This window comes from Streptomyces sp. UW30 (genome assembly GCF_008042075.1).
Classification (GTDB): domain Bacteria; phylum Actinomycetota; class Actinomycetes; order Streptomycetales; family Streptomycetaceae; genus Streptomyces.
Genome location: NZ_RDBN01000038.1, coordinates 49,198 through 62,468, shown reverse-complemented (window position 1 = coordinate 62,468; position 13,271 = coordinate 49,198). Strand labels below are relative to the sequence as shown.

Here is a 13,271-nt window from a genome sequence, read left to right as displayed (position 1 = left end):
GGAGCGCCGTGGCGACGAGCCTCGGCATCGGCGGCCGTACAAGGACGGCCGACGAGGTGGTTGGAGGACCCGATGCTCTCGAAAGCCCTGTTGCGCCTGGGCGCAAGCTCCGCCCGCCATCCCTGGCGGGTGATCGCGGCATGGCTGGTCGCCGCCACGCTCGCCGTCCTCGCCGCGATCGCCTTCGGCGGGCGGAATGCGGATTCGATGACCGCTCCGGGACTGGACTCCCAGCGGGCCGCGGAACTGATCGAGCGGGCCGGCACCGGCCAGGAGGGGATGACCGCCCAAGTGGTCGTCACCCCCCTCGACGGCGCTGCGACGTTCTTCGACCACGACAGCGCGCGCACCGCTCTCACGCGGCTGCAGACCGAGGTGAAGCGGCTGCCGCACGTGCTCGGCACGAGCGACCCGGCGGGGGCACTCGACGCAGGCGGGGACACCGCCGTGCGCGGCGGCCTTGTCTCGGCCGACGGGCGGATCGCGGTCGTCCGGGTGCAGTACCCCGACCAGAGCCGGCTGTCGGCCGAAGACCTCGACGCCCTCGTCGATCTCGGCGACCGGCTGCGCGCCAAGCTGCCGCTGCGCATCGAGATGGGCGGGAACCTCTTCTACGCCTTCTCCGACCCCGACGGCGGCGTGAGCGAGTTGATCGGCCTCCTCGCCGCGGCCGCGATCCTGTTCCTGGCGTTCGGTTCGCTCGTCGCCGCCGCGCTGCCGATCGGCATGGCGGTCTTCGGGCTGACCGTCGGGGTCGCCACGATGACGGTACTGGCGGGGGTGACGGACGTCCCGACCTTCGCCCCTGTCCTGGGCAGCATGGTCGGGCTCGGAGTGGGCATCGACTACGCGCTGTTCGTGCTCGCCAGGCACCGGGAGTACCTCGCGCGCGGGCTCGAGCCGCACGAGGCGGCCGGACGAGCGGTGGCAACGGCGGGGCGGCCGGTGGTCTTCGCCGGCGGCACCGTCGTCGTGTCGATCCTCGGCCTGGCGGTCGCGAACGTGCCGTTCATGACGGTGGGCGGGGTTGCCGTCTCGATCGTCGTCCTGACGATGGTGCTCGCGTCGGTGACGCTGCTGCCGGCCTTCCTCGGCGCGGCGGGTCCGCGCCTGGCCCGGATCGGCCGGATCGGCCGGGCTCTGCAGACCAGGAAGCTGGGCCGACTCGCACGGCGGCGGGACCCGGCGGCAGGCGCCGCCGGGTGGCGTCGCTGGATCGGGCACGTCAGCCGGCACCCGGTGCCGTACGCGGTCGGCGCGGCGGGGCTTCTGCTGACGGCGACGCTGCCCGTGCTCGGCCTGCGCGTCGGCCTGCCCGACGACGGCTCCCTGCCGCAGAGCCGTACTGAACGCCGCGCCTACGACCTCGTCGCCGAGGGGTTCGGCCCGGGCACCAACGGTCCCCTCGTCATCGCCGCGGACCCCACCGGTGATCCGGGAGTGGTGGACCGTCTCGTCACCACGGTCGCGGCGGATCCGGGCATCGCATCCGTCGCGCCGACGCACATCGATCGGGCCACCGGCATCGCGACCCTCGTGGTGTTCCCGACCACCAGCCCTCAGGACAAGGCCACGGCCGACACCATCGCCCGGCTGCGCACCGACGTGCTGCCCACGGCGATCGGGCACGGCCCGGCCAGGGCCCACGTCGGCGGCGCCGCCGCGAGCCTGTCCGATGTGGGCCAACGCACCAGCCAACGCCTGCCGGTGTTCGTCGCCGCCGTGCTGGCGATGTCGTTCCTGCTGCTGATGCTGGTCTTCCGCTCGATACTCGTACCGCTCAAGGCGGTACTGCTGAATCTGCTGAGCATCGGCGCGGCCTACGGCATCATGGTCGCGGTCTTCCAGTGGGGCTGGGGAGCCGCACTCATCGGGCTGGAAGCGACGGTTCCGATCGTGTCGTTCATCCCGATGTTCCTCTTCGCCATCCTGTTCGGCCTGTCGATGGACTACGAGGTGTTCCTCCTCTCCCGCGTACGCGAGGAGTACCTGCGCACCGGCGACAACGGCACGGCGATCGTTGAGGGCGTCTCGCGCACCGCCCGGATCATCACCTCGGCCGCCCTCATCATGGTGGCGGTCTTCCTGTCCTTCGCCGTCGCCGAGGACCCCTCCACCAAAATGTTCGGGCTCGGCCTGGCCACCGCGATCTTCATCGACGCCACGGTCGTACGCATGGTGCTGGTACCGGCGACCATGACACTCCTCGGCCGGACCAACTGGTGGCTGCCGAAGTGGCTGGACCGGCTGCTTCCCCGCGGCCCGGTCGGCACCGACGACACCGACGCGGAATCCACGGGTGAAGCCCCGCGTCCACGGCTGGTTGACCGTTGACTCAACTCCTGCCCGCCCTTGGCGTCCGGCACCTCAGCGCGTCACCTAGGGGCATATCGAGTCGTGATCATCGGGCGGTCCTGGTGAGGTCCTTGATCCAGATCATCAAGGCGCGCAGGTGGAGACCGGCGAGGTAGCTGTCGGGGCCGATCGGCAGGTACGGCTCGATGAACTCCCCATCCGGATCGGTCAGTTGCACTCACGTCACGTAAGACCGTCCATCGGACCGGACCGTGCCACGAAGGCACATCCCGCAAATTGATCACGACTCGAAACGCGCGCCAGGGCGGACAGGGACGACGGTCAGCGTTCGAGCTCGGAGTCGTCCTCGCCCGCCTCCAGCAGGCCGGCGGCGGCACCGACGATGCGAGGGTCGGCGGTGCCGACGACCTCCTCGTCCTTGTCGTTGTACTCGAAGCGGGCGAGCACGCTGCGCATGGCCTCGACGCGGGCCCGCTTCTTGTCGTTGCTCTTCACCACGGTCCAGGGAGCGTGCTCGGTGTCCGTCTCCCGGAACATCGCGACCTTCGCGGCGGTGTAGTCGTCCCAGCGGTCCAGCGAGGCCAGGTCCATGGGGCTGAGCTTCCACTGCCGTACGGGGTCGACCTGGCGGATGGTGAACCGGGTGCGCTGTTCGCCCTGGGACACCGAGAACCAGAACTTGATCAGGTCGACGCCGTCGTCCACCAGCATCCGCTCGAAGGCCGGGGCCTGCCGCATGAAGCGCCGGTACTCGTCGTCGCTGCAGAAGTCCATCACGCGCTCGACGCCGGCCCGGTTGTACCAGGACCGGTCGAACAGCACGATCTCGCCGGCGGTCGGCAGATGCTCGACGTACCGCTGGAAGTACCACTGCCCGCGCTCACGCTCGGTCGGCTTCTCCAGCGCGACCACCCGGGCGCCGCGGGGGTCAGGTGCTCGGTGAAGCGCTTGATCGTGCCGCCCTTGCCGGCCGCGTCCCGGCCCTCGAACACGATGACCAGACGCCGGCCGGACTCCTTGATCCAGCTCTGCAGCTTCAGCAACTCGATCTGCTGGAGCCGCTTGTGCCACTCGTACTCCGGACGCTCCATGCGTTTGTCGTACGGGTAGTTCTCACGCCAGGTGTCCACCAGGCTGCCGTCCGGCCGGATCAGTACGGGGTCGTCCTGGTCGGTGTAGTCGACGCGCAGCCCTGCCAGCAGTTCGGTGTCCATACTTCCGCATGGAAGCGAGCGCTTTCGTACGCCCGGCCAACCCCAGGCAAATATCACGTAACCGCCAGGTCAGGGGTAGGTGATGTCCGACACGCGGTAACGGCGGAAGGTCACCGGGCCGGGGACTCGACGAGCCGGGCGAGGCCGGCCAGGGCCATGCGGGTGCCCGTCTCGTTGTCCGCGGCGGGCACGATGTCGGGGATCCCCTCGTGCACGATCGTGACGTCCGTGCCGCCGCCGGCGGCGTCGGTGAGGGTGGTGGTCATGGTCATCGTGCCGCGCAGGGCGGGGTCGTCGGTCTCGAACTCGACCTCCTCGACCACCTGCTCGTCCGCCACGAGCCGCACGAAACGACCGTGGTACGTGTCGGTCTGCGCGTCCGACTTGCCGGTGCCGGTCGGCAGGTCATAGGTGAGCGAGACGCGGAACGCCCCGCCCTCCCGGCCGTCGAACGCGTGCACCCGCGCGGTCATGCCGTCCGGCACGCGCCACTGCGCGACGGCGTCCGCGTCCAGCAGGGCCCGGTAGACGGCGGCGCGTGGGGCGTTCACATGCCCGGAGACTCGCGTCGAGTACATGGATTCACGATAGGGGCGGGGACACGGCACAGCGGCCGGGCTCGCCTCATGGGGACTCCCAGTGCGCCAGTGTGCGCATCGCCGCGGCCGTCCGCGTGAACCCCTCCTCGCCTAGCAGCGCCCGCGCCTCGGCATTGAAGCGGTCGACCTCCGGCTGCGCGGCGTCGAGCGCGGCGGCCCCGCCGTCGGTCAACTCCAGCACCACCGCCCGGTGTTCACGTGGATGCGCCCGCTTCACGATCAGACCGGCCGCGGTGAGCCGGCCGACCAGCCCGGTGACGGCGGATTCGCGCAGCCCCAGGGCGTGGGCCAGCCGCTGCTGGGTGATGCCCGGCTCGTCACGGACCGCGTACAGGGCGCCGAGCTGGGCCGTGGTGATCCCGGCGGTGGCCAGCAGGCGCCGGTCGGAGGCGGTGCGCAGCTGGTGCGCCGCGCGCTGGAGCAGGAAGTACAGACGCTGGTCGGGCTCGGACATGGACCGATGTTGACAGACCCCGCGAGGCGGCGCCATGCTCACTTCACTAGTGAAGTGAGGTGTTCGCGCCGTGACCGGGACCCTCGACCTGGCCGTCGCCCGCAAGGTGCTGGCGGCCCAGCCCTTCAGCGTTCTGCTGGGTGCCGGACTGACGGCCTTCGGTGACGGCGAGGCGACCCTGGAACTGGACCTGCGCGGCGAACTGCTGAACCAGAACGGCTCCGTGCACGGCGGCGTCCTCGGCTACGCGGCCGAGAACGCGGCGGCCTTCACCGCGGGCAGTGCGCTCGGCGTCGGCCTGGTGACCGCCGGTTTCACCATCGACTTCCTGCGCCCGGCCCTCGGCGAGACCCTGCGCTCCCACGCCCGGGTGATCCGGGCGGGCCGGACCCGCGCGGTGTGCCGCTGCGACCTGACGACGGTCCACGCCGACGGCACCTCCACCCTGTGCGCAGTGGCCCAGGGCACCATGGCGATCACCGAACCCACCCGGGGCGCCGGGCACGACGCTCCCTGACCGCTCCCGGAGAGGCCGAGCCCATGCCCGTCATCGACGCCTGGATGCAGCACCCGACGCCGCGCCACGCCAACCACGAGATGTTCGAGTCACTGCGCCGCTGGACCGGCATGGAGCGGCTCGACAAGCCGCTGCCCGTCGAGGTCACGGTGGCGGCGCTTGAGGCTGCGGACGTGGAGATCGGCCTCGCGTCCGCCTGGTACGGCCCGCAGGGCCCGCTGATCGACAACGACGAGGTGGCCGCCTTCGTCGAACAGTCCGGCGGGCGGCTGCGCGGGGTCGCCGGCGCCGATCTCGCCCGGCCCATGGCGGCGGTGCGGGAGATTCGGCGCGCCGTCGAGGAGCTCGGCTTCGTGGCGCTGCGCGTGGTGCCGTGGCTGTGGGGGCTGGCGCCCACCGACCGGCTGTACTACCCGCTGTACGCGGCCTGCGTCGACCTCGGTGTGCCGTTCTGCACGCAGGTCGGGCACACCGGCCCGCTGCGGCCGTCGGAGACCGGGCGGCCCATCCCGTACATCGACCAGGTGGCGCTGGACTTCCCCGAGCTGACGATCGTGTGCGGGCACATCGGCTACCCGTGGACGACGGAGATGATCGCGGTCGCCGACAAGCACGAGAACGTCTTCATCGACACCAGCGCATATACCGTGCGCCGATATCCGCCGGAGCTGGTGGAGTATCTGCGCGGCCGGGGCCGTCGCAAGGTGCTGTTCGGCTCCAACTACCCCATGATCACGCCGGTTCGGGCCCTGGAGCACCTGGACGCGCTCGACCTGGACGAGGAGACGCGGGAGCTGTTCCTGCACGGCAACGCCCGCCGCGTCTTCGCCCTTTGAGCCCGCAGTCGGCACTCAGCGCACGAGACACGGTCGCTTCGCGTCGAAGGTCCAGCCCTCGATCAGATACCGCATGCCCACGGCGTCGTCCCGGCCCGACAGCGCGTTGTCGCGGTACAGCTCGTGCGCCGCGAGGAGCCGGTCCATGTCCAGCCGGATCCCGAGTCCGGGCGTGTCCGGTACGGCAACCTCCCCGCCGGTGATCCTCGGCGGCTCGACGGTGAGCCGCTCCAGCCCCTCCTGCCAGATCCAGTGCGTGTCCAGGGCGTTGTACTCGCCGGGGGCGGCGGCTCCGCAGTGGGCCATCATCGCCAGGGAGATGTCGAAGTGGTTGTTGGAGTGGCAGCCCCAGGTCAGCCCCATGGCGTTGCACAGCTGGGCGACCCGTACCGAGCCCTGCATGGTCCAGAAGTGCGGGTCGGCGAGCGGGATGGACACCGACTGCAGGGCGAGGGCGTGGGTCAGCTGACGCCAGTCCGTGGCGATCATGTTGGTCGCCGTGGGCAGGCCGGTGGCCCGGCGGAACTCCGCGAGGATCTCCCGGCCCGAGTAGCCGCCCTCCGCCCCACAGGGGTCCTCGGCGTAGGCGAGGGTGCCGAGCAGGGGGCGGCACAGTTCGACGGCCTCGCGCAGCGACCAGGCGCCGTTGGGATCGAGGGTGATCCGCGCCTCGGGGAAGCGGTCCTTGAGTGCCCGTACGGCCTTGACCTCCTCGGCGCCCGGCAGGACGCCGCCCTTGAGCTTGAAGTCACGGAAGCCGTAGTGGTCGTAGGTCGCCTCGGCCTGGCGGACGATCGCCTCGGGGGTCAGCGCCTCCTCGTGCCGGACGCGGTACCACTCGACGGCCGCGTCGGGTGCCCGGACGTAGTCCAGGTCGGTGCGGTCGGGGTCGCCGACGTAGAAGAGGTAGCCGAGCACCCGTACGGCGTCGCGCTGCTTGCCGTCGCCCAGCAGGGCGGCGACCGGCACCTCCAGGTGCTGCCCGAGCAGGTCGAGCAGCGCGGACTCGACGGCGGTGACCGCGTGCACCGTCGTGCGCAGGTCGAAGGTCTGCGCGCCGCGTCCGCCCGCGTCACGATCGGCGAAGGTGGCCCCGATCGAGCGCAGGACGTTCTTGTAGTCGCCCACTCGGGCGCCGACGACCAGGGGTTCGGCGTCCCGCAGGGTCCGCGTGATCTGCTCCCCGCCGGGTACCTCGCCGAGACCCGTACGGCCCTCGGAGTCCTCCAGGACGACGACGTTGCGGGTGAAGTAAGGGGCGTGCGCCCCGGAGAGGTTGAGGAGCATGGAGTCCCGGCCGGCGACCGGATACACGGAGAAGCGGGTGACGACGGGTTGGCTCATGGCGGGAGGTGCCGTTCTCGTGAGGGTGGGCGGTGGGTCAGACCTTCAGGGCGTCGAGGACCTGCTCCAGGACCAGTACGCCACCGAGGCCGAGGATCGCGAGGACCGTCGTGTACGTGGTGCGCGCCTTGATGGCGTCGAGGACGGACAGGTTGAAGTACTCCTTGAACATCCAAAAGCCCGGGTCGTTGACGTGGGAGAGGGCGATCGAGCCGCAGGAGACGGCGAGCACCATCACCTCGGGGTGGACGCCGCTGCCCGCGAGCAGGGGCAGCGCCACGCCGGAGGCGGTGACGACGGCGACGGTCGCGGAGCCGAGGGCCACGCGCAGGATGGCCGCGATCAGCCAGGCCAGGATGATCGGGGAGATGGACCAGCCGTCGGTGGCGTCCTTGATGTAGTCGGATATCCCGCCCTCCACGAGGACGTTCTTGAACGCCCCGCCCGCGCCGATCACGAGCAGGATCATCGCCATCGCCTGGGCGGCCTCCTTGCACGAGGCGCTGACCTCGGCGAGGCTGCGGCCGATGCGCGGACCGAACGCCCAGATCGCCACGAGCAGGGTGAGCAGCAGGGCGATCGGGGCGGAGCCGATGAAGGCCACGAAGTGCATCGGGCCGCTGTCGTCGGCCCCGGCCAGGTCCGCCACGGCCGCCCCGGCGATCAGTACGACGGGCAGCAGGGCGACGGACAGCGACCAGCCCATGCCGGGCATCTCGTCGTCCTCGAAGACCCGCTCGCTGACCAGTCCCTTGGGGATGGTGGGGTTCATGGCCCGCACGAACGGCAGGCGCGGCCACAGCAGGGCTATGAACGCGCCGACGGGCACGGCGATGAACAGGCCGTAGAACAGGGTGAGTCCGACGGACGCGTGGAAGGTGGCGGCCACCGCGGTGGGGCCGGGGTGGGGCGGCAGGAAGCTGTGCATGGTGGACAGGGCGATCGACATGGGCAGCCCCACCCACAGCAGGTTCGCCCGGGTGACCCGGACGAGGGTGAACGCTACGGGGACGATGATGACGAAGGCCACCTCGTAGAACATCGTCACGCCGATGAGCATGGCCGTGAGCACCATGGCGACCTGCACCCAGCGTGGCCCGCACAGGTCGAGGAGCCGGCCGGCTATTCGCTGGGCGGCGCCGGAGTCGCCCAGCACCCGGCCGACCATGGCGCCGAGCCCGATGGTGAGCATCGTGTCGCCGATCTGGCCGCCGATGCCCTCGGCGAGGACGTCCGGGATCTTCTCCAGTTCGATGCCCTGGACCAGGGCGACGCCGACCGCCACCAGGAGCAGGGCCGCGAAGCCGTTCAGTTTGAGCCTGGTCATCAGGACGAGCAGGACCAGGACGCTGATCCCGACCACCACGAGCGGCATATGTCAGTTCTCCTTTGAACGCCGGCCGCTTACGTTCACCCCACTGAATGGGGTCCTCACATGAAGACGTCGTCTACATATGAGGACGGAGATTATGTTCGTGGATGGTCAAGGTCAATGGGTCTGCGACTGTGGATTACCGAGCCCGTGCGCTCACTCGCCGCCCGGCACCGCCCGCCAGCCGCTCCAGTGCAGGACGGTGATCACGATCACGGCCCCGTCCGGGGGCTCCTGCCGGTACTGGGGGTACTTCTGCCGCAGCAGCTCCACGGCCTCGGCGTACTCGGCGCGCGCGGCCTGCTCCGCCGCGTCGGGCTGCAGGATCCGGGCGCCGCCGTCCGCCCTGACCCACCACAGCCGGTCCCAGTCGGCGTCGTACTCGTCCGCCAGCAGGCAGACGGCCGGGCGCACGGCGATGTTGTGCAGCCGCTTGAGCCCCTTCGACCGCTTCGGCTTGGCGTCCACGGCGGTCACGATCTCGTCGCCGTGCGACGCGAACACGACCGGCACCAGATGCGGCCGGCCTTCTGGGTCGACCGTCGCCAGCCGTACGACGGGTGCCGCGGCGAACCGTCGGCGTGCTTCGTCCTGCTCCATGTCCGGCATGTCGGCTCCTTCGGCCTCGGCGGTACGCCGTGTCCCGTCCCGGGTACTCCTGTCCGTGTAGCAGTCCTCGGGGACGACTCGCGGATCAGGTGGTGCCGATGGTCGGCGACACGGACGATGACATCCAGGCGCGGCGGCTCGGCGAGAGCGGCCATCGGGCCGTGCCGCACACGGCCGACGTACGGATCGAGGCGTGGGGGGTGAGTCGCGAGCGGTGTCTGGTGGAAGCCGCGCTGGGGATGGTGGAGTGCTTCGCCGACGTCACCACGGTACGGCCCACCTCGGTGGAGCGGGTGCGGCTCGCCGAGGACAGCGACGAGGGGCTGCTGACCGCGCTCCTCGACGAGGTCGTCCTGCGGCTCGACGTGGACGGCCGGGTGCCGGTCGATCTGGAGGCCGACGCCACGGAGGGCGACATCGACGTGCGGCTCGCCCTCGCCGACCTGGCCGACGTGGAGGTCACCGGCGCCAGTCCCAAGGGCGTCTCCTGGCACGGGATGCGGATCGGTCCGGATCCGTACGGGTGGTCCTGCGCGGTGACGGTGGACGTGTGAGGCGTACGGGCCGGCGGGTGGCGCATCCGTAGGGGCCCGGCGCTCGGTACGGCACGAGGGCTCGTACCGTGGAGGCATGAGCGGCGGCAAGGTGACGCTGTTCGTCTGCGGCGACGTGATGCTCGGACGCGGTGTCGACCAGATCCTGGCCCGGCCCGGCGACCCGGTGCTGCGGGAGGGGTACGTCACGGACGCCCGCGCCTACGTGAGCATGGCGGAGTCGGTGAGCGGACCGATCCCTGCGCCCGTCGATCCGTCCTGGCCGTGGGGCGAGGCGCTGCGGCTGCTGGAGGCGAACGGCCCGGACGTGCGGATCGTCAACCTGGAGACGTCCGTGACGCGCAGTGACGCGTTCGAGCCCGGCAAGGCGGTCCACTACCGCATGCATCCGGCCAACCTGCCCGCCCTCACGGTGGCCCGGCCCGACGTCTGCGTCCTGGCCAACAACCATGTGGCCGACTTCGGCCGCGCCGGCCTGAAGGAGACGCTCGACGTGCTGCACGGCGCGGGTCTGCGGACGGCGGGCGCGGGGCGTGGCGCCGAGGAGGCGTACGCGCCCGTGGCTCTGCCGCTCCCCCAGGGCGGCCGGGTGCTCGTCTTCGCCCTGGGCGTCGCCGACAGCGGCATCCCGGCGGGATGGGCGGCGACTCAGGACCTGCCCGGTGTCGCCTACGTGCCCGAGCTGACGCCGGCCACGGCCGCCGCGGCGGTGCGGCGCATACGGCGGGTGAAGCGGCCCGGCGACCTCGCGGTCGTGTCCGTGCACTGGGGCTCCAACTGGGGCTACCTCGTGCCCCGCGAACAGCGCCGCTTCGCACACGCCCTGGTGGACGGCGGCGCCGACGTCGTCCACGGCCACTCCTCGCACCACCCGCGTGCCGTCGAGGTCTACCGGGACCGGCTGATCCTGCACGGCTGCGGCGACTTCATCGACGACTACGAGGGCATCCCCGGCTACGAGCAGTACCGCGACGACCTCCGCATCGCCTACTTCGTGACGCTGACGGCGGACACGGGCGAGCKCGCCGACCTGCGCATGGAACCCCTGCTGGCCCGCCGGATGCGGCTGGAGCCGGCACCGCAGGAGGACCGCGGCTGGCTGCGCACGACCCTCGACCGCAACGGCTACGGCGTCCATGTCACCCAGGGCCCGGACGGCGCGCTCGCCCTCACCAAGCCCGCCATCCTGCGGTGAGGCTCACTCGCCCCGCAGGGCCTCCAGCACATCGGCGTCGGTGAGCTGGCCGAAGTCCTCGTACCACTCGCCGACCGCGCTGAACAGCCGCGGCTCGTGCAGGCAGACGAAGTCGTCCACCTCCCGGCGCAGTTCCTCGGCCGCCTCCGGAGCGCAGACGGGTACGGCGAGGACCAGCCGCTCGGGTGAGTGGTTGCGTACGGCGCGCAGTGCGACGCGTGCCGTGGAGCCGGTCGCCACCCCGTCGTCGACGACGACCGCGGTACGGCCGCCCAGTTGTGGCGCCGGGCGGCCCTGCCGGTAGCGCTCCTCGCGTCGCCGCAGCTCCCCCCGCTCCCGCTCCACGACCGGCGCCAGGTCGGCCTCGCTCAGCCCCAGCCGGTACAGGGTCTGCTCGTCGAAGAGAGGCGGGTCCTCGCCGGCGAGCGCGCCGACCCCGAACTCCTCGTGGAACGGCGCCCCGATCTTGCGTACGACGAGCACGTCCAGTGGGGCCTGAAGCGCCCGGGCGATCTCCCGGGCGACCGCGACGCCGCCGCGTGGCAGGGCGAGGACGACGGGATGCGGAAGGTCGCCCTTGTCCTGCCGGATGCGCAGCTGCTCCGCCAGCTCCCGCCCGGCCTCCGCGCGGTCACGGAACCGCATGGGTCTCCCCTTCCGTCCGTCGCCGCGTACCCCGCGCACCGGTATCGGACACCCCACCGAAGCCGCCCGTCACCTCATGGCCGACAGGCCGCTACTGGATGCTCCAGCCGACGCTGCCGACGCCCGAGCTGTAGATCGCGCAGACGCCCGAGGACTCGCCGTACTGGCCCGGCGCCAGCGTCACCCACTGGCCGGAGACGTCCGGCGCCCAGCCGCAGACGACCTCGGCGCGGAAGGTGATGGTGCGGTCGGTGTTGTTCTGGCAGCCGGCGATGCCGTGGTCCGGGTTGTTGTTGTGCACCCAGCCGTCGCAGTCGACAGTGCCCGCCGCCTGCGCGGGGGCGGCCAGGCCGCCGAGGGTGAGGGCCAGGGCGGACAGAGTGGTGGTCAGGCCGGCCGCGACGATGCTCTTCCTGCGGTTCATGTGGGTCCCCGTGAAGTAGTGGTCCGTTCGGACTTGCCGCCATAAGTGAACGGCGGCGGCTCTTCTCGGGGAACCTCGGACTTACCAGGGTGGGGCCCGCCCGTCACCCCTTCGCCCTGTCGGACGGGCCCGGGCTGTTCCAGTCGTACGGTCCGCCGCCGCGCCACTCGATCAGCTCGGGGTCGTCGACGGCCCGGTCCTCGCCGGGCAGGCCGGCGCGGTGCACCAGGTCCATGACGTCGAACAGGCTGTAGGCGGTGCCCGTCGGCTCGCCACGGATCGTCACCTGACGCCCGCCGTCCGGCGCCGGCGGCTCCACCACCACGGGGGGACGCGTGCTCATGTCACCACCATGCGCTCTGCACGGCCCGAACGCAGCCCGGCGTACCGGCCCCGGTGGCACGTGTGTCTCGACCGGCGGCGACGGGGGGTGCTCCGTTTCGCCGGGCGCCCGCCGGGCACTCGGCCGCTGCGCCGTCCCGGAGGGAGGACTGCCATGCCATTCCGCGACCGTACCCACGCCGGACAGGAGCTGGCCCTGCGGCTGGTCGAGTGGGCCGGCTCCGGCGATCCGGTCGATGTGCTCGTGCTGGCCCTGCCGCCGGGCGGCGTGCCCGTCGCCGCGGAGGTGGCCCGTGCGCTGGGTGCCCCGCTGGACGTGCTGGCCGCCCGCGAGATCAGCACGCCGATCCGGCCGGAGACGGCGATCGGCGCGGTCGTCGCGGACGATCCCCCGCTGTACGACCGGCGGAGCCTGGCGATGATGCACCTGTCCGAGGACCGGCTCGGCGACGTCGTCGTGGCTGAACGCAACGAGCTGCACCGTCTTGAGTACGTCTTTCGCGGCCGCCGCCCGCTCCCGTCCGTCGACGGCCGCACCGTCGTCCTCGTCGACGACGGTCTGGCCACCGGCCTGACCACCAGGGCGGCGCTGCGCTTCCTGCGTCGCCACGGCCCGGCGCGGCTGGTCCTGGCGGTCCCCGTCGGCAGCCCGCGGACCATCGCCTCCATCCGCCCCGAGTGCGACGACCTCGTGTGCCTGGAACAGCCGCGCACCCTGCACGTGGTCGGCGAGTGGTACGAGGACTTCGGTCAGGTCTCCGACACCGAGGCCGCGCGGATGCTGCACGCGTTCCACGCGACGGCGTGACGCGGCCTGTCCGCTCGCCGATCACCCCGCACCGGAAAGGAC

15 protein-coding genes and 1 pseudogene are annotated in these 13,271 nt (G+C 71.5%); 6 read left to right on the top strand and 10 right to left on the bottom strand.

What is annotated here, in order from left to right:
• Positions 1-72 precede the first annotated feature (72 nt).
• A complete protein-coding gene (locus EAO75_RS29420; RefSeq protein ID WP_147998179.1) occupies positions 73-2,334 on the top strand; it encodes an MMPL family transporter in 2,262 nt (753 codons plus the stop codon).
• Between the two features lie 67 nt (positions 2,335-2,401).
• On the opposite strand, the gene EAO75_RS47695 is transcribed toward EAO75_RS29420, so the two are convergent.
• The 4 genes and pseudogenes from EAO75_RS47695 to EAO75_RS29405 form a co-directional block, all read right to left on the bottom strand.
• Entirely contained in the window at positions 2,402-2,533 is a 132-nt protein-coding gene (locus tag EAO75_RS47695) for a hypothetical protein (protein ID WP_261989474.1), read from the bottom strand.
• 104 nt (positions 2,534-2,637) lie between these two features.
• Positions 2,638-3,530: pseudogene (gene ppk2, locus EAO75_RS29415) on the bottom strand (polyphosphate kinase 2).
• Positions 3,531-3,640: 110 nt separating this feature from the next.
• Positions 3,641-4,108 carry an SRPBCC domain-containing protein gene (locus EAO75_RS29410; protein ID WP_147998178.1) on the bottom strand — a complete coding sequence of 156 codons (468 nt, stop codon included), beginning with the start codon at positions 4,106-4,108 and terminating at the stop codon, positions 3,641-3,643.
• A gap of 46 nt (positions 4,109-4,154) precedes the next feature.
• The gene (locus EAO75_RS29405) at positions 4,155-4,583 is read right to left on the bottom strand and encodes a MarR family winged helix-turn-helix transcriptional regulator (protein WP_147998177.1); all 429 of its coding nucleotides are present in this window, start codon (positions 4,581-4,583) and stop codon (positions 4,155-4,157) included.
• Between the two features lie 70 nt (positions 4,584-4,653).
• Here EAO75_RS29405 and EAO75_RS29400 point away from each other — a divergent pair, with 70 nt between their 5' ends.
• Positions 4,654-5,100: a PaaI family thioesterase gene (locus tag EAO75_RS29400; protein ID WP_147998176.1), complete on the top strand. Its 447-nt coding sequence runs from the start codon at positions 4,654-4,656 to the stop codon at positions 5,098-5,100.
• A 23-nt stretch (positions 5,101-5,123) separates the two neighbouring features.
• Positions 5,124-5,936: an amidohydrolase family protein gene (locus EAO75_RS29395; protein WP_147998175.1), complete on the top strand. Its 813-nt coding sequence runs from the start codon at positions 5,124-5,126 to the stop codon at positions 5,934-5,936.
• A 15-nt stretch (positions 5,937-5,951) separates the two neighbouring features.
• On the opposite strand, the gene EAO75_RS29390 is transcribed toward EAO75_RS29395, so the two are convergent.
• The 3 genes from EAO75_RS29390 to EAO75_RS29380 all read right to left on the bottom strand — a co-directional run bounded on the left by EAO75_RS29390 (position 5,952) and on the right by EAO75_RS29380 (position 9,261).
• A complete protein-coding gene (locus tag EAO75_RS29390) occupies positions 5,952-7,280 on the bottom strand; it encodes an enolase C-terminal domain-like protein (RefSeq protein WP_147998174.1) in 1,329 nt (442 codons plus the stop codon).
• A gap of 37 nt (positions 7,281-7,317) precedes the next feature.
• Positions 7,318-8,655 (bottom strand): gluconate:H+ symporter, encoded by a 1,338-nt coding sequence (locus EAO75_RS29385; protein WP_147998173.1) that lies wholly within the window; start codon positions 8,653-8,655, stop codon positions 7,318-7,320.
• Between the two features lie 153 nt (positions 8,656-8,808).
• Positions 8,809-9,261 (bottom strand): TIGR03668 family PPOX class F420-dependent oxidoreductase, encoded by a 453-nt coding sequence (locus EAO75_RS29380; RefSeq protein WP_147998172.1) that lies wholly within the window; start codon positions 9,259-9,261, stop codon positions 8,809-8,811.
• 98 nt (positions 9,262-9,359) lie between these two features.
• Here EAO75_RS29380 and EAO75_RS29375 point away from each other — a divergent pair, with 98 nt between their 5' ends.
• Complete coding sequence (locus tag EAO75_RS29375) at positions 9,360-9,815, top strand: archease (protein ID WP_147998171.1); 456 nt, start codon at positions 9,360-9,362, stop codon at positions 9,813-9,815.
• Positions 9,816-9,891: 76 nt separating this feature from the next.
• Positions 9,892-11,010: a CapA family protein gene (locus EAO75_RS29370; RefSeq protein ID WP_147998170.1), complete on the top strand. Its 1,119-nt coding sequence runs from the start codon at positions 9,892-9,894 to the stop codon at positions 11,008-11,010.
• A gap of 3 nt (positions 11,011-11,013) precedes the next feature.
• Here EAO75_RS29370 and EAO75_RS29365 read toward each other — a convergent pair whose 3' ends face one another.
• The 3 genes from EAO75_RS29365 to EAO75_RS29355 form a co-directional block, all read right to left on the bottom strand.
• Positions 11,014-11,655, bottom strand: coding sequence for a phosphoribosyltransferase (locus EAO75_RS29365; RefSeq protein ID WP_147998169.1), 642 nt, complete (start codon positions 11,653-11,655; stop codon positions 11,014-11,016).
• Positions 11,656-11,746: 91 nt separating this feature from the next.
• Positions 11,747-12,079, bottom strand: coding sequence for a hypothetical protein (locus EAO75_RS29360; protein WP_147998168.1), 333 nt, complete (start codon positions 12,077-12,079; stop codon positions 11,747-11,749).
• 103 nt (positions 12,080-12,182) lie between these two features.
• Entirely contained in the window at positions 12,183-12,422 is a 240-nt protein-coding gene (locus tag EAO75_RS29355; RefSeq protein ID WP_147998167.1) for a hypothetical protein, read from the bottom strand.
• A 153-nt stretch (positions 12,423-12,575) separates the two neighbouring features.
• On the opposite strand from EAO75_RS29355, the gene EAO75_RS29350 reads away from it, so the two are divergent.
• On the top strand, positions 12,576-13,229 hold the full coding sequence (locus EAO75_RS29350) for a phosphoribosyltransferase (protein WP_147998166.1): 654 nt from the start codon (positions 12,576-12,578) through the stop codon (positions 13,227-13,229).
• The last annotated feature ends 42 nt before the right edge of the window (positions 13,230-13,271 follow it).

Excerpts from the sequence above, each read along its gene's own strand:
- EAO75_RS29420 (WP_147998179.1), top strand. The coding sequence starts at position 73 with ATGCTCTCGAAAGCCCTGTTGCGCCTGGGCGCAAGCTCCGCCCGCCAT.
- EAO75_RS29410 (WP_147998178.1), bottom strand. The coding sequence starts at position 4,108 with ATGTACTCGACGCGAGTCTCCGGGCATGTGAACGCCCCACGCGCCGCC.
- EAO75_RS29405 (WP_147998177.1), bottom strand. The coding sequence starts at position 4,583 with ATGTCCGAGCCCGACCAGCGTCTGTACTTCCTGCTCCAGCGCGCGGCG.
- EAO75_RS29395 (WP_147998175.1), top strand. The coding sequence starts at position 5,124 with ATGCCCGTCATCGACGCCTGGATGCAGCACCCGACGCCGCGCCACGCC.
- EAO75_RS29390 (WP_147998174.1), bottom strand. The coding sequence starts at position 7,280 with ATGAGCCAACCCGTCGTCACCCGCTTCTCCGTGTATCCGGTCGCCGGC.
- EAO75_RS29385 (WP_147998173.1), bottom strand. The coding sequence starts at position 8,655 with ATGCCGCTCGTGGTGGTCGGGATCAGCGTCCTGGTCCTGCTCGTCCTG.
- EAO75_RS29380 (WP_147998172.1), bottom strand. The coding sequence starts at position 9,261 with ATGCCGGACATGGAGCAGGACGAAGCACGCCGACGGTTCGCCGCGGCA.
- EAO75_RS29375 (WP_147998171.1), top strand. The coding sequence starts at position 9,360 with ATGGTCGGCGACACGGACGATGACATCCAGGCGCGGCGGCTCGGCGAG.
- EAO75_RS29365 (WP_147998169.1), bottom strand. The coding sequence starts at position 11,655 with ATGCGGTTCCGTGACCGCGCGGAGGCCGGGCGGGAGCTGGCGGAGCAG.
- EAO75_RS29360 (WP_147998168.1), bottom strand. The coding sequence starts at position 12,079 with ATGAACCGCAGGAAGAGCATCGTCGCGGCCGGCCTGACCACCACTCTG.
- EAO75_RS29355 (WP_147998167.1), bottom strand. The coding sequence starts at position 12,422 with ATGAGCACGCGTCCCCCCGTGGTGGTGGAGCCGCCGGCGCCGGACGGC.
- EAO75_RS29350 (WP_147998166.1), top strand. The coding sequence starts at position 12,576 with ATGCCATTCCGCGACCGTACCCACGCCGGACAGGAGCTGGCCCTGCGG.